Here is a 19,177-nt window from a genome sequence, read left to right on the forward strand (position 1 = left end):
CGTCGGGCCCACCACAGCCGAACCGCACCGACACCCGTCGGCCCCGCTCAGCCGAACTGCACCGACCGCTTCGCCAGCCCCATCCAGAACCCGTCGATCACGGACCTCTGCGCGTCCAGCTCACCGGCCGCGTCGGCCGCGCCCATGGTCACGAACAGCGGGGCGAAGTGCTCGGTGCGCGGGTGGGCCAGCTGCCCGGCGGGCGACTTGCGGGTGAAGTCGAGCAGGGCGTCCACGTCACGCGCCTCCAGCGCCCGCCGGCCCCAGTCGTCGAACTCGGCGGACCAGGCGGGGATGCCGCCCTGCCGGAGCGCGGCCAGGTTGTGCGTGAAGAAGCCGGAGCCGACGATGAGCACACCCTCGTCCCGCAGGGGGGCGAGCTTGCGGCCGATCTCCAGGAGCCGGACCGGGTCGAGCGTCGGCATGGACACCTGGAGGACCGGGATGTCGGCCTCCGGGTACATCTCGACCAGCGGGACGTAGGCACCGTGGTCGAGGCCGCGGTCGGGGACGTCCTGGACGGGCATGCCGGGGGCGCGCAGCAGCTTGCGTACGGACTCGGCGAGCTCCGGTGCGCCGGGGGCGTCGTACTTCACCCGGTAGTAGTGCTCCGGGAAGCCCCAGAAGTCGTAGACGAGCGGCACGGTCTCGGTGGCGCCGAGGGCGAGCGGGGCCTCCTCCCAGTGGGCGGAGACGATCAGGACGGACTTGGGGCGCGGCAGGCCGGCGGACCATGCGGCCAGTTCACCGGGCCAGACCGGGTCGTCCGCCAGGGGCGGTGCGCCGTGGCTGAGGTACAGAGCGGGCATGCGCTCCTGAGTGGCGGCGGACATGCTGCGACTCCCTCCAAAAAATGATTCCCTAACAAACTGTACGAGCCATTTGTTTAAAGTTCAAGGAGGGGCCGCGTAGAGTGGAACACATGAAGGCACCCGCATCCGCATCGACACCCGGCTCCGCCGCGGAGCCCAAGGAACCGCGCTGGCTCACCGACGAGGAGCAGCGCGTCTGGCGTTCGTTCATGGAGGGCGTCACCCTCCTCGACGACCATCTCGACCGTCAGCTGCAGCGTGACGCGGGCATGCCGCACGTCTACTACGGCCTCCTGGTCAAGCTCGCCGAGGCGCCGCGGCGGCGGCTGCGGATGACCGAGCTCGCGATGCTGGCGAAGATCACCCGGTCCCGTCTCTCACACGCCATCGCGCGTCTGGAGAAGAACAGCTGGGTGCGCCGGGAGGACTGCCCCGACGACAAGCGGGGCCAGTTCGCCGTCCTCACGGACGAGGGCTACGACGTGCTGCGGCAGACCGCGCCGGGCCATGTGGAGGCCGTCCGCCAGGCGGTCTTCGACCGGCTCTCCCCGGAACAGCAGAAGTCCCTCGGCGAGATCATGCGGATCGTCTCCGAGGGACTTCAGCCGGCCGAAGCGGGTGCGGACCTGCCCTGGCTCCGCTGACGCGGGAGCCGGGGCAGGTCCTGGATTCCGTAGGTGCGAGGCGTCCCCTTCCACGTGCCTACGGATGGCCTTCCACGCGCCTACGGATGGCCCGAAGGGGTGCGGTGCGCGGGCGTCAGTGGGCGACGACCGGGATCTGCACCTCGTCCGCCGCGCTCTCGTCGGAGCCGGTCACCGTGGTCGTGCCCGGGCGGCCGGCGTTGACCAGGGTCAGGGCGATCGCGGCGGCCACCACGAGGATGCCGACGGCGAACCAGATGGCGCTGGTGTAGCCCTGCACCATGGCCTCCAGCTGGACCAGCTGCTGCTGGGACCGGCTGGTCGCCCCGGCGATGTGGTCGGCGACGTACGCCGTGGTCGCCGAGGCGGCGATGGTGTTCAGCAGGGCCGTGCCGATCGCGCCGCCCACCTGCTGCGAGGTGTTGACCATCGCGGAGGCGACACCGGAGTCCCGTGGCTCGACGCCCTGGGTGGCCAGCGACATGGCCGGCATGAACGCCGTACCCATGCCGAGGCCGAGCAGCAGCATCGCCGGCAGCAGCAGGGCCGCGTACGAGGAGCCGATCTCCAGCTGGGTCAGCAGCAGCATGCCGAGCGCGGCGACCAGGAAGCCGGGGCCCATCAGCAGGCGCGGCGCGACCCGGGTCATCAGGCGGGTGCCGATCTGGGTGGAGCCGGTGATCATGCCCGCGATCATCGGCAGGAAGGCGAACCCGGTCTTGACCGGCGAGTAGCCCTTCACGATCTGCAGGTAGTAGGTCAGGAAGAGGAACAGGCCGAACATCGCGATGATCGCGAGACCGAGGGAGAGGTAGATCCCACCGCGGTTGCGCTCGGTGATCACGCGCAGCGGCAGCAGCGGCGCCTTGACCTTCGACTCGACGAGCACGAAGGACAGCAGCAGCACGGCCGAGGCGACGAACATGCCGACGGTGACGGAGTCGCTCCAGCCGTCCGACTCGGCGCGGGTGAAGCCGTAGACCAGGGCGACCAGGCCGAGGGTGGACAGGATCACGCCCGGGATGTCGAGCGCGGAGCGGTTGCGGCCGCCCTCGGGCTCACGGATGACGAAGTAGGCACCGGCCGCGGCGACGATGGCGAACGGGATGTTCACGAAGAACGTCCAGCGCCAGTCCAGGTACTCGGTGAGGAAGCCGCCCAGGATCAGACCGACGGCACCGCCGCCACCGGCGATCGCGCCGTAGATGCCGAACGCCTTGGCGCGCTCCTTGGCGTCGGTGAACATCACGGCGAGCAGGGAGAGCGCGGCGGGCGCGAGCAGGGCACCGAACGCGCCCTGGAGGCCACGGGCGCCGAACATCATCGCCTCGTTGGTGGCCGCGCCGCCGAGCGCGGAGGCCGCGGCGAAGCCGCCCAGGCCGACGACGAAGGCCTTCTTGCGGCCCCACAGGTCGGCTATCCGGCCGCCGAAGAGCAGCAGACCGCCGAAGGCGAGGGCGTAGGCCGTGACGACCCACTGCCGGTTGCCGTCGGAGATGCCGAGGTCCTGCTGGGCGGAGGGCAGGGCGATGTTCACGATGGTGGCGTCGAGGACGACCATCAGCTGGGCGAGCGCGATGAAGACGAGCGCTTTCCAGCGGCCCGGATCCGGTTCGGCCGGAGCACGGAGAGCCTTTGAGGCTGTTTCAGACATGGAGGTACCCACTTCGGGACTTCGTGACGGAAGTTCGGGACTTTATGAAGCAAAGGGTGACGAAAGCTGACGGCTTGTCCACGGGGACGGCCGCAGGGACTGACGTTCAGGCGTTCAAGGTTCGGACGGGTGGGACGGGCTGAACTGATCGGTCAGGGCCGGCGCAGGTCCTCCAGAGTCACGGCCGTGCCCGGGAGGGTGGAGCGAGCGGGAGCCCGCAGCCCGTCCAGGAACAGCTGAAGATGGCGGTGGACGAAGCGGTCGGCGCGGAAGCAGTCCGTCCCGGCCGGGGGCCGGCTGAGCTGGGCCACGCCGATCATGACGTCCCCGACGTCCACGTCGGACCGGAGCTGCCCCGCCGCCCTGGCGCGGTCCATGACCTCCGCGACCTGCCGTTCGACTCGCTCGCGCGCGGCTTCCAGATCCGGGTGGTGCTGGTCGAACGTGCTGGAGACCATGGGGCACAGCGCGCTGATCCGCTCGTCGGCGGCGGCGTGCACGAAGCGCTCCAGCGCCTCGAACGCGTCGCCGGTCTCGGTGAGCGCGGCCTCGGCGGCCGCGGCCGTACGGTCCATGACAGAGCAGACGACCTCGCGGACGAGCGCGTCGCGGTCCGGGAAGTTGCGGTACACCGTGGCGTTGCCGACGCCGGCCCGGCGGGCGATCTCGTCGAGCGGCACCTCGGGGCCGTGCTCGACGAACATCTCCCGGGCGGCGGTGACGATCCGCTCCCGGTTGCGCAGGGCATCGGCGCGGGGCCGGGGCACCTTGCGCGCTACGGGGTCGGCGGTCTGCACGGCGTACTCCTGGTGTTGACGGTGAGAGGCGCTCCGATCCGGGGAGCGGGTCCCCGTTTCGGTCGGACACATGGCTAAACGGGGAGTGGGTCCCCGGTATTTCCCGCTCTCGCGGAAATTGTTTGTGACCTGGCCCACAAATCCATCCGGTCGCTACTGACGGGAAACCCACGATCGGTCTCTTCCAGCGCGCGTCCCCCCACCCCGCGACGCAGGGTGATCGCAAGGGTGCAGCCGGAGACCGGAGGCTGCCGTGGCGCGGGAGGTCCCTTGCAGGTGCCTTGCATACGGCCGCGGCCCCGGCGCCCCCGCCCCCACGGCACGGCGCCGCCCGGCCACCGGATACCCAGGCGCCGTCTGGCCGCCCTGGCCTGCGTGACCGCCCTGACCTTCACGGTCAGCACCTCGGCCGGCACGGGCCGGCTCACCCCGGGCACCAGTACGGCGGGAGCGGGCCCGATCACCCTGTCCCACACCCCCGCACACGGCCCCTGCATGATCCGCGGCGCCCGCGAGGTCCAGTTGTCCGAGGGCATCCCCACCCCCACCGGCTACACCCGCTCCACCGGCACCGTCCGCGCCCTCACCCTGATGATCGACTTCTCCGACGCCCCCGGCGAGGGCGACGCCCAGGACCGCTACCGCGAGTTCTTCCCGCAGACCAGCGAGTGGTTCCGCACCAGCTCCTACGGCCGCCTCGACTACCGCCCCGAGACCCCGATCCCGGGGTGGCTGCGGATGCCGAAGTCCTTCCGCGAGTACGGCATAGAGCGCGGTGCTCCGTTCGACCCTGGCTACCGCACGCTGGTCCAGGACATCGTGGGCGTGGCCGACCCGAAGGTGGACTTCCGCGCGTACGACCTACTGAACGTGCTGGTCACGCCGAACGCCGGCCCTTCCGCCCTGGACACGGTCCTGTCCGTCACCTTCGCCGGCAACCCGGACGCCCCGACAGCCGACGGCATACCCGTGGCCAACGCCTCCTTCGTCTACTCCCGCCAGGACGACGGCTCCGGCTCCTACGACCGCACCGGCTACCGCGTCCTCCCCCACGAGAACGGCCACGTCTTCGGCCTGCCCGACCTGTACACCGCGGAGGGCGGAGGCGCGGTCGGCCACTGGGACATCATGAGCGAGGACTGGGGCGCCAACAACGACTTCCTCGGCTGGCACAAGTGGAAGCTGGGCTGGCTCGACGCCGCCCAGGTCCACTGCGCGACGTCCCCCGGCACCACGGAGTACACGCTGACGCCCCTGGCCCAGGCCGGTGGCTCCAAGCTGGTCTTCATCCCCCTGGACGGCAGAACCGGCTACGCCGTCGAAATGCGCACCCGCGCCGGTAACGACGAGACGGTGTGCCGCCCGGGCGTCCTGGTCTACAAGGTCGACGCCGAGGTGGACACGGGCATGGGCCCGGTCACCGTCCACGACTCCCGCCGCGACAGCGGCGGCTGCACGCGCGCGCCGAACGTCCACGCGGAGCTGTCGGACGCGCCGTTCACGCCCGGGGAGACGTTCCGGGATGCGGGGAGGGGGATCACGATCGAGGTGGCGGGGATGGGAGCGGTGGCGGGGACGAGTGCGGAGGGGGGCTATCGGGTGCGGGTGACGAGGGAGTGAGCAAGGGCTGGCCTCCTGACCTCCTGGCCTCCTGACCACGGATTCCGGATTACGGTGGGCCTGTCGCGACCGTCGCGACCGCCGTACCGGAGAACCGATGCCAGCGAAGCCCATGCCCGAGACCCCCGAGGGGTCCGCCCCGCCGGCCGACGAGAAGGGGTCGCCGGTCGAGGCGACGACCGCTTCGGCCGCCCGGACGGCTGCCCCGGCCGCGGGGACGGCGACCGCGACTGCTCGCACGGCGAATGCGGCTGCCGAGAGGGGCGTCTCAGCGTATGGCGCCCCCGCGGAGGCGGTCACTCCCCTCATCCGCGGCATCGCGGTACTGCAGGAGCTGACGGAGGCGAACGGCACGTTGAGCCTGAGTGGCCTGGAACGGGCCACCGGCCTCGCCCGCTCCACGGTCGACCGCATCACGGCCACGCTCGCCCGCATGGGCTACGTCCGCTTCGACGGCCGGGACGTCCACCTGTCCCCCCGCCTGATGGAACTGGGCAACGCCTACATGTCGGCCCTGCGCCTCCCCGCCCTGCTCTCCCCGCACGCGGACGCCCTGGCCGACGAACTGGACGAGTCGGTCTCTCTCGCGGTCGCCGACCGCGACGGCATCCGCTTCATCCACCAGGCGACCCGCCGCCGCGCGATGTCCCTCAGCTTCCGCATCGGCGACCTGCTCCCCGCCGAACGCACCGCGCCCGGCCCGCTGTTCGCGACGCAGTGGACGGCCGCGGACTGGCAACGCTGGCGGGACCGCAGGGCGGCGGACCCGAGGGACCTGTCCTTCACGGCCGTACCGCCCCGCACGCACGGAGCGGACGCGAGGGACGACGAGACGTTCGCACGCCGCACGGAGCAGGCGTCGGTGAACGGCTGGTCCCTGGACGACCAGCTGATCGAACCGGGTCTGGTGGCGGTCTCGGTACCGGTCCGAACCCCCGGGTCGGACGGCCGGATCGCGAGCGTGGCGAGCGTGGTCAGCCACACGAGCCGCCACACCGCGCACCACCTGCGGACGACGCTGCTGCCGAGGCTGCGGTCCGCGGTGAGGGCGATGGAACGCGAACTCCACGGCACTCCGCCCCCCGAGCCCGGCTCGCCCCCGTCGGACCTGGCGCTCTGGACGGGCGCGTCCAAGCAGCAGCTGGGCCGCGAGTTCATCGAATCCCTGGCCCGGGGCCTGACGGTCCTCACGGCCTTCGGCGAGGGCAGGCCGGAGCTGACCCTCACGGAGGTGGCCCGGGCGACGGGCCTGGCCCGGGCGACGGCTCGCCGGGCCGTGATCACCTACGAACACCTGGGCCTGGTGGCCCCTGCCGGCCGCACCTTCACGCTGACCCCCCGGGTCCTCTCCCTCGGCTTCCCGCCCCTGTCCCGCACCTCCCTCCCCGAGATCGCCCAGCCCCACCTGGCCGACCTGACGTCCCGCATCCACGAGTCGACGTCACTGGCGGTGTTGTCGGACTCGGGCGAGGAGATCCAGTACACGGCCCGGGTGGCGACGGCCCGGGTGATGAGCGTGAACATCACGGTGGGCACGCGTCTGCCGGCGTACGCGACGGCACTGGGCAGGGTCCTGCTCGCGGACGCGCCGTCCGGCACCCTCCGCCCCGAAGCCCTGCGGACTCTCACCCCGCACACGGTCACGGACGCGCACGCCCTCGAAGGGGTCCTGTCCTCGGTCCGCTCGCAGGGCTACGCCCTGGTGGACGAGGAACTGGAAGAGGGCCTCCGCTCCATCGCCGTCCCGATCCGCGACCGCTCGGGCCGGGTGGTGGCGGCCCTGAACACAGCGATGCACGCCAGCCGCCGCACCCCGAGGGAGTGCGTGACGGAACTCCTCCCCGAACTGACCGCCACGGCCACCCGCATCCAGACAGACCTCCACACGGCCACCCGCTTCACCCACGTCCCCATGACCTGACCCCCCGCTCACCCGGCCGCCTCGCATCCCTGACCTGACCCCCACACCCGCCAGACCCGCATCCGGTACGCTGACGCCTGTGGTCCTCCCAGACCACAGGCATGCCGCCGCTTGCGTCTGCTGCCACTGCCTTCGTAGCTCAGGGGATAGAGCACCGCTCTCCTAAAGCGGGTGTCGCAGGTTCGAATCCTGCCGGGGGCACGGTGTCTGACCAGCGCGTTTACCTCTCCGGGGTAGGCGCGCTGTTCGTCGTAGCCATGGCATTAACCATGAATAGGTTCCAGAACCATGGCCACCACCAAGAGCAAGCGACGTCAGCGGCAGCATCCGCCCCAACAGGGCCGGCTTCCAGGTCCGGGTCCACGCCGGGCGTGACCCGCTCACGAAGAAGGATCTCTACCTCCACGAGCAGGCCGAGACCGAGCCCGAGGCGCAGGTGACCATGTCGTTCCTGCTTGACCGGTGGTTGGGTGTCGCCGAGCTCGACGAGACGTCGTACGAGCGGGCCGGGGGCATCATCCGCAACTACCTCAAGCCCACGCTCGGCGACCTCAAGCCGGGCAAGCTGACTGCCGAGATGCTGGAGCTGTTCTACGCCCGTCTCCGGCAGTGCCAGGAACAATGCGAAGGCCGACGCAACGGCAAGACCAATCCCGAGACGAAGCAGAAGCACCTCTGCGAGCCACTCGCCGCGCACTCCGTCCGCGAGATCCACTTCATTCTGCGCCCGGCGCTCAACCGCGGCCTGCACTGGGGATACGGGACGACAAACGTGGCGGCCCTCGCCGACCCGCCCCTGCTCACCCCGTACAAGAAGCCCCTGCACCGTTCACTCACCGACGTGGAGAAGGACTGCAACCGGGCCCACTCCTCCATCCGCTCCGCCGTCGAGCGCCGCATCGGCCACCTCGAGAACTGGAAGACCCTCTCCGAGGACCACCGCGGCCCCCTCGACCGCTTCCCCGAGACCCTCGAAACACCACCGTCCAGCTCGAACTCCTCCGCACCTGGAGGAGCTCTTCCACGTCACGGAAGCCGAAAGGGAAACGGTGATACAGCCAGACGGCGTGCGCGATCACCTTCGGCGGGAACCGGAACCCCGACGACGGTGCAGCGGTGTCCACCGGCAGACCCCTCCCACGACGATCTACACCGAGATCATCGCACCCCGCTCCCCAACTTGATGACACCCTTCCCGCTACTCGACCGCAGCCGGCAGGACCGCTCGCACCAGGAAGCCGCCGCCCTCCAGGGGGCGCGCCTCCAGCGTCCCGCCGATCAGGGCAGCCCGCTCGCGCAGGCCGGTCAGGCCGTGACCGCCGACGGGCAGTTCCGGGCCCTCGTACGGTTCGACAGCGGATCCGTTGCGCACCTCCACAACGAGTGCCCTGCGGTCGTCCGATACATGTACGGATATGGCCGCGGGCGCACCCGGCGCGTGCTTGCGCACATTGCTCAGCGCCTCCTGAACGGTGCGGAAGGCCGTGCTCTCCGCTTCCGGCGCCCACGGTCCGCCGGCCCCCGCCGCCAGGGCGGGGTCCAGGTCCAGCGTGACGTCGAGCCGGCTCTCCCGGGACAGGAACGCCAGATCGGCCAATTGGGTACGGCCCGCCGCCGAAGCCGCCGCTGCGTCGGAACCGCGCAACACCCCGACCATGTTGCGGAGTTCCTCCAGCGCGCTCACACTGTGCCGCCTGATGACCTCGGCATCCTCACGTACGCCCTCGTCGGTGGTCGTCGTCGACAGCGCGCCCGCCTGTACCGCGATGATGCCGACATGGTGGGACACCGTGTCGTGCATGTCGCGGGCCAGCCGGGAACGCTCCCGCACTACGGCCCGCTCCGCCTCCAGACGGCGCCCCAGCGCCTGGCTGCGCATCAGTTCGCTCAGCCGCTCCTTCAGCTCGGCGCGGGTCCTGGCCAGCAGGCCGAGCGCGGTCGGCCCGATGGACAGCATCAGCGACGACTCCACCGTCAACAGATGCTCCTGCCAGGTCAGTTCGGTGACCGAGTCCAGTGGCCAGGGACAGGCGGCGGCGAGGAACATCCCCGCCCCGCAGGCTGTCACCACCGGCCTGCGCGAAGCGGTGACCGCCACGTCGAACATGGCCAGCATGGGCGCCAGCCAGACCTGGCCAATGGCGATGGAGGGCAGCGTCAGCAGCAGCCCGAGGACTGGGAAGCGGCGCCGCAGCAACAGGCCGAGCGCGGCCGCCGAACTGACCAGCAGCGTCTCGCGCTCGAAGGAGAGGAAGACGAGGAGCTCGGCCGCCGTGGCCGCGACGATCAGCCGCCGTGGAGTGAGCAGGGACCTCACGGCTGATCCCCGGCCCAGACGGCTCATGCGGCGTCGTGCAGCCCGGCCCGGTACGCGGCAATGGCCGCCTGGACCCGATTGGCCACACCCAGCTTCGCCAGGATGGCGCTCACATGCTCTTTGGCCGTGGCCGGGCTGATGGAGAGGTGCCGGGCGATTTCGGCGTTCGACATGCCGTCGGCGAGCAGCACCAGCACGCCGCGCTCCCGCTCGGTCAGGGCCCGCGCAACCTCTGGGGCGAGGGGCGGCCGGTGCTCCGGCTGTGCCCGTACGAAACCGTCGACGACCGTGCGGGTCAGCCGCGGTGCGATGACGCTGCCGCCGTCCGCCAGCGCCCGTACCGCGTGGACCAGCTGCTCGGGGGCGGTGTCCTTGAGCAGGAATCCGGCGGCGCCGCCGCGCAGTGCCGCGGACAGGGACTCCTCGGCGTCGAAGTTGGTGAGCATGGCGACGGCCGGCGGGCTGGGCAGGGACCGCAGATCCGCGAGCACCGTCAGGCCGTCGCGGTCCGGCATCCTGAGGTCGAGGAGGACGACGTCCGGGCCGTGGAGCCTGGCCTGTTCGAGGGCTTCGGCGCCCGCACAGACCACGGGTACGTCGATGTCGTCGAAGGACTGAAGGATCCGCCGCAGTCCCTCCCGCAGCATCTGCTCGTCGTCGACGACCATCACGCGCGGCACCGGCCCCCCTGACCTCGGTCGTATCCCGTTCTCGGACGCAGACATTAGCCCAGGCGGGGAGACCTGCAAAAACGCCAGATCGCGGCGGCGAAGAGGACTGCGCACCAGGCGGCGGCGGTCAGCGCGGGCAACTGCCATGCGGCGGAGGCGGTGATACGGGTGATGGCCGAGCCGGGAAGCCACGCGGAGGCATTCAGACCGCGGGCCGCCGCGACCGTGCCCAGGGCCGACTCCCCGATCAGGATCCAGCCGAGGAGGGAGCCCAGCGCTGCGGCTGTGGAGCGCAGGAACAGTCCGGCCGCGGCGCCCAGCACGGCGTACGCGAGGAATCCGGCGACGACCCGGACGCCCGTGGACGCGGTCGCCGCCGCACTCCAGGAGGCGGTGTCCTTGCCGTATGCCGCCGTCACCGCCCATGCCGTGACCGCGCAGGCCAGACATGCGGCGAGGGCCGCGGCGGCCGCTAGGGCGAGCAGGCTGCCCAGCTTGCCCATCAGGAGGGTGGATCTGCGGGGATGGCGTACAAGAAGAACGCTCCAGGTGCCCTCGCGGTACTCGTCGCAGAACGAGTTCACCGCCACGCACATCACGACCAGGCCGATGACCGGCGATGCGATGCCCATGGGACGCAGCGGACCGGCGACGGGACCGTCGGAGAGGAGGGTGAAGGCGGCGGCGGTGAGGGCCGCGAGAAGGGCGGTGCCCAGCAGCACAGGCAGGACCAGGCGCGGCCGCACGAGTTTCACCCGCTCGCTGCGGGCGGCAGAGCGTATCTCGTTCAGCACAGAGGTCGGCATGTTCCTCGGGAGAGTCCTCGGCATGATGCCCGTCATGGTCAAGCCGCCTTCGCTGTACGGGTGTTGTGGCGTTCAGTAAGCGTGAAGAAGGCCTCTTCCAGGGAAGGGCGGCGTACGGCGAGATGGGCCAGGGTGATGCCGTGTTCCGCCGCGATCCGGTTCAGGGCCGGCGCCCAGTCGGCGGGGGCGGCGGTCAGCAGCAGCCCGCCCGCCTCGTGCGCGGTGCGGCCGGTCGCCTCGACGGCGCGCAGCAGGGCAGGCAGATCCCCGGAACACTCCGGTACGGCCTCGATCAGCGGGCCCTGCGCCGCGGTCAGTCCGGCGCGGTCGCCCGCGAACAGGACCCTCCCTCGGTCGAGGAAGACGAAGTGGTCGCACAGGGTGTCCAGCTCGTTGAGCTGGTGACTGGAGATCAGAACGGTGACGCCGTCCGCCGCCAGGGTGGTGAGCAGGCTACGCAACTGGGCGGTGCCAACGGGATCCAGACCGTTGGTGGGCTCGTCGAGGATCATCAGGCGCGGCTCGGTGAGCAGCGCCCCCGCGACACCGATCCGCTGCCGCATACCCAGCGAGTAGCCGGCCACCGGACGGTCGGCGTACGGGCTCATGCCGGTGAGCTCCAGCACCTCGTCGACGCGGCGGGGGTCCGTGGAGCCGAGTTCGGCGAGCACCCGCAGATTGGCACGGCCGGTCAGGCGCCGGTAGAGAGCGGGCTGCTCGATGAGCGCGCCGACGCGCGGAAGGTAGCTCGCAGGCCGTTCGAGCGGCTCGCCGAGGACGGTGCCCGATCCGGCGTCGGGGCGGTCCAGGCCGAGCAGCAGCCGCATGGTGGTGGTCTTACCGGAGCCGTTGGGGCCGACGAGAGCGGTGAGCGATCCGGCCGGGACGGTCAGGTCGATTCCCTGCAGGGCGCTGTGTGTCCCGTACGTCCTGCGCAGCCCGTGGATGTCGATGGCGGTCATGGCGTGCCCGCCTCCGCGGTGTTCTCTTCGGTGGGCAGGTCGGTGGGTCCTTCGACGGACTCTTCGCTGCGGGCGGTCAGCGCGCCGCTCGGGTCCAGGCGCCGCAGCGCGGCGGTCGCGGTCTCGCCGTCCAGCGCGACATCGTGCAGCACGCGTCCTGCGGACAGGACGACGAGCCGGTCGGCGAGCCCGTCGGCCCAGGCCAGGTCGTGGGTGCAGAGCACGATCAGCCTGCCCTCGCCGTGCCAGCGTTCGACCGCCTCGCGCAGTGCTGCGACCGCGGTGGCGTCCAGGGCGTTGGTGGGCTCGTCCAGCAGGATCAGGGCCGGATCGTGGACGGTCGCGGCGATCAGTCCGAGCTGTTTGCGCATGCCGAGGGAGAGTTCACGCACGAGGGCGTGGCGGCGGTCTGCCAGCGTGGTGCCGGCCAGCCGGTCGAGGACCTGCGCGGGCGCACGCCCATACAGCTTGGCGACCAGGGTCAGTTGCTCGGCCACCGTCAGGTACTCGTACAGCGGCGGCTCGGCCTGGAGGAATCCGCGCACCGCCCGGCTCTGCCGGTCGGCCGCGGCGCGGCCGCCTATGCGCACGGTGCCGGCGGTCGGCTCCAGCAGCCCCGCAAGCAGCCGCAGCAGGGTGGTCTTGCCCGAGCCGTTGCGGCCTACGAGGCAGAGGAACTCACCGGGCGCCACGGAGAGGCTGGCGTCCGTGAGGGCCGCGCGGTCGCCGTAGCGCACGGTCGCGGAGTCGACGTGGATCACAGGATGGCCTTACGGAATCGGATGTCGCGGCGGGCCAGCAGGCGCAGGCCCGCCATGAAGAGGGACAGGGTGATCAGGGCGCAGCCCGCGTCGAGTGCCTGGGCCGCCGCTCCGCCGGGCACGTCGAGCAGTCGGCGCAGCAGCGGTCCGGCGGAACCCGGTGCGACGAGCGCGGCAGCCACCACGCCCTCCACGGTCTCCGCAGCGCCGGAGCGGACGATGCGGTCCTCGGAGAACGTCTCCGCCTCCGGTACGACGAAGGCGGTCACGACCATGGCGACGCTGCCGCCGACGAGGGCGAGCGGCAGGGCCAAGAGAGCGGCGGGCGTGACCGCGCCGCCCGCCGCGAGCAGCACGCCGAGGTAGGCGGGGACGACCGGGAGCGCGGCCGCACACACGCAGGCCCACACCTTGGCGACCAGGACGGCACCGAAGGGAAGCGGTGCCTGACGCAGCGCTTCCAGGCCGCGGCCCTCCGCCTCGACCCCGCTGACCTGGGCCACCACGGTGGACACGGCCAGGAAGAGGGCAAGGGCGACCGCGGGGCCCCAGGTGTGCACGGGCACCGCCCAGGGCACGTCGCCGCCGTAGCGGAGCCGTACTCCCACGCCCAGGGCCGCGACCCCGACGGCGGCCGCACACAACCGGTGGAACGGGGCGGTCACGGCGGCGGGCTTCCGGCGCAGCGCCAGCAGGTCCTTGACGACGAGCCCGATACGGCGGCTGGATACCCGGCGCGGCTCCGTGCCCCGGGTGGCCGCGGTTGGCACCAGCGTGGAGCGCTGGGCGGCGGAGCGCAGGAGCAGCCTGGCCGCGAGCGCGAGCAGGGCGGTGACCAGAGCCCAGGCCAGCAGCCCGTGCGGCAGGTGTCCGGGCGCGAACAGCTCGTCCCAGAGCCCGGGACGCATCCCGGCCACGCTCCCGCGGAGCGAGAGGGTTATGTCCTCATAGCTCGCGGCACCCGCGAATCGGCCGGCGAACGGCGAGAGGAAGAACCCCGCGGCGAGGCCGAGGACGACGGCGTACAGGACCCAGCGGCCGGTTGACCTGTCGCGAGCGGTGTTCATCAGGACGGCCATGGTGCAGATATGGGCCGCCGCCCCGGCGCACGCCGCGCCCACCACGGTCATCAGGACCGCGGGCAGCAGCGCGCGCCCTGCGGCCGTCGCCATGAGCCAGGGGGTGGCGAACACGGCCACCACGAGCGTCGTGCCCGCGGCTGAAGCGAGGCCGGGCGCGAGCAGCCGGGCCCCGAAGACCGCGGTCGGCGGTACGCCCCACGGCAGCAGCACCCCGCGGTCCGGCGGGTCGAGCAACAGCCGCGCCTGCACGGGCCTGGCGGCGGCGACCTGTCCCACGCACACCACGGCCGCGCCCAGCCAGCACGCGGCGGCGACCGGCTCCGCGCCGTTGGCTCCGACCGGGAAGACCCGCCCGAACACGGCACCGATGCCCCAGAGCAGCGCGCCCACGGTGAGCACGCCGACCGCGGCAGCCCCGGCAAGCACCGCCCGTACAGCTGAGGTCAGCCCCCGGTACCCGGGCAGCCGATTGCGCCGTCGCCGCAGGTCCCCCTCCAGGAGGGCGGCCGCGCTGTGCCACGCGCGCTCGGGAGTGGCGGGGGGCGACACAGCGGCGACAGTCGCCTCGGCGGTCATCCGACGCTGCCTCATCCTTCTCGGGGGGCCGTGAGCAGCGCGACCGCACTCGCGGCGATCACACACCCGCAGAACACGAGGGAAAGCGCATCGAGTCCCGGGGCCACGGGCAGGCGCCATCCGGCGATGCCCAGCGGGAGGCAGAACAGCGCCGAGAAACCGAAGAGGAGCCACCGGCCGACGGACGCCAGCCAGACCAGCGTCGCGAGCACCGCCAGCAGTACGGCCGTAGCCGCCCAGCCCCAGTTGAGTACGGACTGCAGTGTCAGCACCGTCTCGCGAGCGCTGTCCGCCAGGCGCGCGGAGTGTTCCACGGCCTCGCGGGTGGCATCGCTCTCGCACCAGAACCAGACCGCCCGCACCGCCGCGACCGCCGCGGCAGCCGTGGTCAGCAACCCGGCGAGTGCGGTCCCTCGACGGGTCCGGCCGGAGGTCTCCGGCTTCGTCATGACTCTTCTCCCTGTCCTACGCACTCATCGGTCGTGCGCATCATCTGTCCTACGCATGCGTCAGTCCTGCACGCTCAGCCGCCCTGCGCACTCATCACGCGGGGATGAGACAGAACGCAGCGCACACGGCCGTGGGCGCCAGCGCGCACAGCGCGCTGCGTTGCCACGACAGCTCCGCCACCCGCCGCACGGCGACGGCGCAGCCCACGGCGAGCAGCAGCAGCGAAGGGTCCGCGGCGCCCACCTGGTCGACGATCCGGTCGCTCGCGGGCGAACCGAACAGCAGTGAGGTTACGGCGAGCACCAGCACCTTTCCGACCATGAACAGGGCCACCGCCAGTCCCACTGCGCTGCGGTGGCGCGCGAAGCCGCCCGGGGCTCCCGCCCACCGGCAGACCACGGCACCGGCCACCCCCGCGAGGAAGATCAGCACCAGTACGCCCAGCGCGTTGAGCACCGAACCGAACAGCCAGGCCGCGCCGACTCCGGCCTTCAACGCGCCGGGCGGCGCGTCCGGTACGCGCTCCAGGACACCGTCGCGGTAGCGGCCAAGCAAGGTCAGGTTGGCGAGCGGCATCAGCAGCATCGCCCCGGCGGCGGCCAGCCGGAACGGGCGCCGCGTGCCGGTCATCGAGAACTTATCCATGTCTCCACCCCCGCGGCCACGACGAGCATGACCAGAGAAAGCCCGAAGAGGACCACCGCGTCGATGAGGTGTCTGCTCATCGAGTCGTCGCCCGTCCGGCGGCCGCCCAGCATCCTGCGCGCGGCGGCGATCCCCGTGACCAGACCGGCAGCCACCGATACGCCCAACGCGGGAAGCTCAATGACTGCATGCGGCAGAAAAGCCGACCAGAATTTCCCGACACCCAGCGAATAGGCGTGCCCTATGAATATTCCGACACCGAGCCCGGAAATAAGCGAAAAAGCTATGGCGCTCAATCCGAATGTGACGATTCCGGTGAATGCGAGCGCCGCCACCCCCGCATTGTTCACCAGAATCCCGAGGAAGAGACCGGATCCCGGATTCTTGGGCTCGGCGCGCACGGCGGACGGAATATCACCGGAGAGCCATACGCCGATGGCAAGACACAGGAGCCAGACCAACTGTCCCGATATCAGAGCAGGCCGCTGGCGCGCCAGGACGGAACCAAAGAAGGTCGTCACGGTGAATCCCTCGCGGTCGAATGAGCCGCCGCCGGGGTGCGAAGCACCCCGGCGGCGACGGACGAGCGTCAGGCGACGACGGCCTTGCGGCCGCCCTTGGCGATGGCCTTCTTCAGCATCCACATGGCCACACCGCCGGCCGCGGTGACGCCGCCCAGGACCGAGAGAGCAGCGGCGACGTCGGTGCCGGCCTCGATGGCGTTCAGAACACGGTTCGCGGTGACGCCGCTGAGGCCGAAGTAGCTCGTCAGCACGTCCGGGGTGGTCGACGCCGCGAGAACGAGCGGGGCGGACACACCGGCGACGGCCGCACCGGCAGCGGCGATGCGCTTCTTTGAGATTTCGACAACGGACATGTTAATCTCCTGATCAACTGCTTGATTGCGAGTGGTTCGGCTGCACAGCAGCCCGGGGTGTGTTCCTCTTCCACAGATGACGCACCCCTTTTCCGTTCCCAGGACTCACCAGGATCCGGAAACTCATGAGATTCAGCTCAACGGGATGCCCGGAGCATGAATCAAGAAGTGACTAACGAAAACAAAAGAGCCCCCCGGCTTTCCCCCTGCCGACAGCCGCCGGCAACGTGCTCATAAAAACGCAAGCCCGCGATGGGTGTCAAGTTCAAGGAAATGTGCACCCGCCGATTGGCGGGTAACGGCCGAGTCTTCTACGACCTCAGGATGAGACCCCCCCCCGACTGGGGGGGTCACCCGCGGCTCTATGGGCTGTCCAGGGCTGACGCAAATTCGAATTTCCCAGCAAAGTCGGGGTGCCGCATCGGGGTCATCTTGACCATCCGGCGCTTCACGACGCCCGCTCGATCCAGGTGCCGGTTCGCAACCGCGTCGGCTCCAGCCAGCCCCGGTCCAACGCGGCATACAGGGCCCCGTGCCCCCGTCGGTGCTCGACCGCCAGGCAGAGCTCGACCAGGGTCTTCACCGGCCCATCGGCGCACAAGATCGCGTCGGTGAGCTCGAAGAGCGCATCGGCACGGCGGTACAGGCAGTCGTAGAAGTCGACCCGAAAGCGGGACAACGCGCTCAATGCCTCGCCTGCGGGCGCGTCGACGGGGAGACTCATAGGCAGCGGCCGTTCTTTCGTGCTTCGTTACTCGACATCTCGAAGCGTGAAGAACGGCCGCGTCACGTGCCGCCGGTTCCCGGGGATCTCAGCAGGTCGAGTGACCTGCGAGGTTAAACATCAAGCCTAGAGGGTGTTATTTCCGTTTCTGGTAGATACCTCGTCCAGGCTGGGTGAGGCCTCCGAGGCGGCTGCGGGTGACGTTCAGGTGGAGAGGGTGGGGCGCCGACCGCCGAGCGGCCGACGGTCGGACACCATCTTCGGCGGTAATCCCGGTACGACTTCTGTGCTGGCCCCGCGGACCTGACGCGACCGGCCCCGGTCGAGCCCCAGGGCAGCGCTGTAGGGGGTTGAGCGCAGGCCCGGCGATTCCCTACGACTCGTCGTTCAGGGGCGGCAGCAGCCGATGGTCCTGCGGGGCCGCAGTGGTGGTGTCTCCGCTGCTGACGGTCGCAGCCCGTGGCCTGCTGCGACATCACGCGACGAACCTCCGTAACCGAACAGCGCAGGTACGTGGCGTGAACACGTAACGGGCATCTCCGCTTGATCGTTACGCCGCATCCCCTGCGGGATGCCGGACGGCCTTCTTCACGTCCATCTCGACGCAGACCCGGTCCGCGCAACGCGGGCGGTCGATCCCGCATCTGGCAGGGAGAACAGCCAGAAACCACCCCCTGAACGGAGTGAAGGTCGTAGAACCTGAACGACTTCGGCAGGCCGACCCTCAGCCGGGGTCGTAAGACGCACGCGAAGCGCTCGGGACGAGGCGGCACGACGACGGCGAGGCGGCCCCGGCGTCACGCGCCCGCGACCCTGCGCGCTGGCGGAATTCGGACCTCGCTCCTCTGTACCCGGCCATTCACAGACGAGACATACCGAGGCTGCGCACCACCTCCGCGAAGGCGCGAATGAGGTCGTTCTCGGTCTCGCTGCGCCACACCAGGGCGTACGGCAGGGCCGGCATGTCGGGGAGCGGCAGCCACCGGATGTGGGACATGGCCCAGTACTTGGTGACGTGGGCAGGGAACGTGTGGACGATCTCGCCGGTGCCGACGAGATTGATCAGGGCGTCGGGAGTGGTGACGGTGTCGACGCGTTCGATGGATCTGCCTTGGGGGGTCTGGAAGGGCAGGTACGCGTCCTCCCAGTAGTCCAGCATCTGGGGGGCCGTGGCATGCGGGAAGTCGGCGACCGCCTCCAGCGATACGGAGGATCGTTCCGCCAACTCGTGGTCGCTGGAGACGGCGAGCACGCGCGGGTCGCGGAACAGGATCGGGCCCACGGTGAGGTCGGGTTCCTCCACGGGCAGCCAGGCGACCAGGACGTCCATCTCCCCGGCGCGGAGCCGGCCGAACGGATCGACGTAGGGGGCTTGGCGCACCTGAAGCTGCCATTGGGGGTGGCGAGTCCGGAAGACTCGCCAATGGGGGTGCAGATCAGGCAGGTTGAAGGGCATCATGCCGATGCGCAGCGTGGCGGTGACGCCCTGGGCTGCGAGCCGGGCCCGTTCCAAGCTCGCCAGCAGATTCGCGTACACCGGCTTCAGATCGTCTCGCAGGAGTTGGCCCAGCGGTGTCAATCGGATGTCGCGACGGCTGGAGCGGTCGAACAGCTCTCCGCCGAGGCGGCGTTCCTGCTGCTTGATCGCCTGACTCACACGCGCCTGACTCACGTGCAGCCGCGCGGCGGTACGCCCGAAGTGCAGTTCCTCTGTGAGCGTCAGAAAGATCTCGATGTCCCGTACTTCCACGATGCCCCCCGCATCCTCACGTTCCCCGACATAACCCTCCGGTTATCGGGGCCATTCCAGATCCGGCGTTGATCACGTCCACCGCCCCGAGGGAGCCTTGAAGCCACC

At 70.6% G+C, this 19,177-nt stretch carries 18 protein-coding genes, 1 tRNA gene and 2 pseudogenes; 4 read left to right on the top strand and 17 right to left on the bottom strand.

All coding sequences use genetic code 11. The features are described 5' to 3' along the window. Positions 1–47 precede the first annotated feature (47 nt). Complete coding sequence (locus G3I77_RS14855; RefSeq protein ID WP_248503902.1) at positions 48–833, bottom strand: dioxygenase; 786 nt, start codon at positions 831–833, stop codon at positions 48–50. Positions 834–922: 89 nt separating this feature from the next. Here G3I77_RS14855 and G3I77_RS14860 point away from each other — a divergent pair, with 89 nt between their 5' ends. Further along, a complete protein-coding gene (locus tag G3I77_RS14860) occupies positions 923–1,456 on the top strand; it encodes a MarR family winged helix-turn-helix transcriptional regulator (RefSeq protein ID WP_248503904.1) in 534 nt (177 codons plus the stop codon). A 115-nt stretch (positions 1,457–1,571) separates the two neighbouring features. On the opposite strand, the gene G3I77_RS14865 is transcribed toward G3I77_RS14860, so the two are convergent. Beyond that, complete coding sequence (locus G3I77_RS14865) at positions 1,572–3,110, bottom strand: MFS transporter (RefSeq protein WP_248503908.1); 1,539 nt, start codon at positions 3,108–3,110, stop codon at positions 1,572–1,574. Between the two features lie 152 nt (positions 3,111–3,262). Continuing rightward, positions 3,263–3,907 (bottom strand): TetR/AcrR family transcriptional regulator, encoded by a 645-nt coding sequence (locus G3I77_RS14870; RefSeq protein ID WP_248503909.1) that lies wholly within the window; start codon positions 3,905–3,907, stop codon positions 3,263–3,265. 285 nt (positions 3,908–4,192) lie between these two features. On the opposite strand from G3I77_RS14870, the gene G3I77_RS14875 reads away from it, so the two are divergent. The 3 genes from G3I77_RS14875 (at position 4,193) to G3I77_RS14885 (ending at position 7,649) form a co-directional block, all read left to right on the top strand. Then, positions 4,193–5,527, top strand: a complete 1,335-nt coding sequence (locus G3I77_RS14875; protein ID WP_374385396.1) for a M6 family metalloprotease domain-containing protein — start codon at positions 4,193–4,195, stop codon at positions 5,525–5,527. A 97-nt stretch (positions 5,528–5,624) separates the two neighbouring features. After that, positions 5,625–7,448, top strand: a complete 1,824-nt coding sequence (locus tag G3I77_RS14880; protein WP_248503910.1) for an IclR family transcriptional regulator C-terminal domain-containing protein — start codon at positions 5,625–5,627, stop codon at positions 7,446–7,448. A gap of 128 nt (positions 7,449–7,576) precedes the next feature. Then, positions 7,577–7,649: transfer RNA gene (locus G3I77_RS14885), tRNA-Arg, on the top strand. A 19-nt stretch (positions 7,650–7,668) separates the two neighbouring features. Here G3I77_RS14885 and G3I77_RS14890 read toward each other — a convergent pair. From G3I77_RS14890 to G3I77_RS14955, 14 genes and pseudogenes are all read right to left on the bottom strand, one after another. Then, positions 7,669–8,199 (bottom strand): hypothetical protein, encoded by a 531-nt coding sequence (locus G3I77_RS14890; protein WP_248503911.1) that lies wholly within the window; start codon positions 8,197–8,199, stop codon positions 7,669–7,671. A 250-nt stretch (positions 8,200–8,449) separates the two neighbouring features. Next, a pseudogene (locus tag G3I77_RS14895) lies at positions 8,450–8,572 on the bottom strand (IS6 family transposase); the annotation flags it as partial. Between the two features lie 74 nt (positions 8,573–8,646). Then, positions 8,647–9,765 (bottom strand): histidine kinase, encoded by a 1,119-nt coding sequence (locus tag G3I77_RS14900; protein ID WP_248503912.1) that lies wholly within the window; start codon positions 9,763–9,765, stop codon positions 8,647–8,649. Positions 9,766–9,788: 23 nt separating this feature from the next. After that, positions 9,789–10,433 carry a response regulator transcription factor gene (locus tag G3I77_RS14905; protein WP_282572976.1) on the bottom strand — a complete coding sequence of 215 codons (645 nt, stop codon included), beginning with the start codon at positions 10,431–10,433 and terminating at the stop codon, positions 9,789–9,791. A gap of 56 nt (positions 10,434–10,489) precedes the next feature. Then, positions 10,490–11,242: an ABC transporter permease gene (locus G3I77_RS14910; RefSeq protein ID WP_248503915.1), complete on the bottom strand. Its 753-nt coding sequence runs from the start codon at positions 11,240–11,242 to the stop codon at positions 10,490–10,492. Positions 11,243–11,280: 38 nt separating this feature from the next. Then, entirely contained in the window at positions 11,281–12,204 is a 924-nt protein-coding gene (locus tag G3I77_RS14915) for an ABC transporter ATP-binding protein (RefSeq protein ID WP_248503917.1), read from the bottom strand. Then, positions 12,201–12,965, bottom strand: coding sequence for an ABC transporter ATP-binding protein (locus tag G3I77_RS14920; RefSeq protein ID WP_248503919.1), 765 nt, complete (start codon positions 12,963–12,965; stop codon positions 12,201–12,203). Before G3I77_RS14920 ends, G3I77_RS14915 begins: the two co-directional genes overlap by 4 nt. Next, positions 12,962–14,623 (bottom strand): hypothetical protein, encoded by a 1,662-nt coding sequence (locus G3I77_RS14925; protein WP_248503921.1) that lies wholly within the window; start codon positions 14,621–14,623, stop codon positions 12,962–12,964. Before G3I77_RS14925 ends, G3I77_RS14920 begins: the two co-directional genes overlap by 4 nt. 11 nt (positions 14,624–14,634) lie before the next feature. Beyond that, positions 14,635–15,072 (bottom strand): hypothetical protein, encoded by a 438-nt coding sequence (locus tag G3I77_RS14930; RefSeq protein ID WP_248503923.1) that lies wholly within the window; start codon positions 15,070–15,072, stop codon positions 14,635–14,637. A gap of 94 nt (positions 15,073–15,166) precedes the next feature. Further along, the gene (locus tag G3I77_RS14935; protein WP_248503925.1) at positions 15,167–15,718 is read right to left on the bottom strand and encodes a hypothetical protein; all 552 of its coding nucleotides are present in this window, start codon (positions 15,716–15,718) and stop codon (positions 15,167–15,169) included. Continuing rightward, on the bottom strand, positions 15,700–16,239 hold the full coding sequence (locus G3I77_RS14940; RefSeq protein ID WP_248503928.1) for a stage II sporulation protein M: 540 nt from the start codon (positions 16,237–16,239) through the stop codon (positions 15,700–15,702). Before G3I77_RS14940 ends, G3I77_RS14935 begins: the two co-directional genes overlap by 19 nt. A gap of 68 nt (positions 16,240–16,307) precedes the next feature. Next, entirely contained in the window at positions 16,308–16,595 is a 288-nt protein-coding gene (locus G3I77_RS14945; protein WP_248503930.1) for an uberolysin/carnocyclin family circular bacteriocin, read from the bottom strand. 478 nt (positions 16,596–17,073) lie between these two features. Beyond that, positions 17,074–17,319, bottom strand: a pseudogene (locus G3I77_RS14950) (transposase); the annotation flags it as partial. A gap of 859 nt (positions 17,320–18,178) precedes the next feature. Beyond that, positions 18,179–19,069 (bottom strand): LysR family transcriptional regulator, encoded by an 891-nt coding sequence (locus tag G3I77_RS14955; protein WP_062929074.1) that lies wholly within the window; start codon positions 19,067–19,069, stop codon positions 18,179–18,181. Positions 19,070–19,177: the final 108 nt, after the last annotated feature.

This window comes from Streptomyces sp. D2-8, assembly GCF_023184515.1.
In the GTDB taxonomy this organism is placed as follows: domain Bacteria; phylum Actinomycetota; class Actinomycetes; order Streptomycetales; family Streptomycetaceae; genus Streptomyces.

Coding starts and splice junctions, on each gene's coding strand:
- G3I77_RS14880 (WP_248503910.1), top strand. CDS start 5,625: ATGCCAGCGAAGCCCATGCCCGAGACCCCCGAGGGGTCCGCCCCGCCG.
- G3I77_RS14935 (WP_248503925.1), bottom strand. CDS start 15,718: ATGGATAAGTTCTCGATGACCGGCACGCGGCGCCCGTTCCGGCTGGCC.
- G3I77_RS14910 (WP_248503915.1), bottom strand. CDS start 11,242: ATGCCGACCTCTGTGCTGAACGAGATACGCTCTGCCGCCCGCAGCGAG.
- G3I77_RS14905 (WP_282572976.1), bottom strand. CDS start 10,433: ATGGTCGTCGACGACGAGCAGATGCTGCGGGAGGGACTGCGGCGGATC.
- G3I77_RS14915 (WP_248503917.1), bottom strand. CDS start 12,204: ATGACCGCCATCGACATCCACGGGCTGCGCAGGACGTACGGGACACAC.
- G3I77_RS14930 (WP_248503923.1), bottom strand. CDS start 15,072: ATGACGAAGCCGGAGACCTCCGGCCGGACCCGTCGAGGGACCGCACTC.
- G3I77_RS14855 (WP_248503902.1), bottom strand. CDS start 833: ATGTCCGCCGCCACTCAGGAGCGCATGCCCGCTCTGTACCTCAGCCAC.
- G3I77_RS14945 (WP_248503930.1), bottom strand. CDS start 16,595: ATGTCCGTTGTCGAAATCTCAAAGAAGCGCATCGCCGCTGCCGGTGCG.
- G3I77_RS14865 (WP_248503908.1), bottom strand. CDS start 3,110: ATGTCTGAAACAGCCTCAAAGGCTCTCCGTGCTCCGGCCGAACCGGAT.
- G3I77_RS14925 (WP_248503921.1), bottom strand. CDS start 14,623: ATGACCGCCGAGGCGACTGTCGCCGCTGTGTCGCCCCCCGCCACTCCC.
- G3I77_RS14860 (WP_248503904.1), top strand. CDS start 923: ATGAAGGCACCCGCATCCGCATCGACACCCGGCTCCGCCGCGGAGCCC.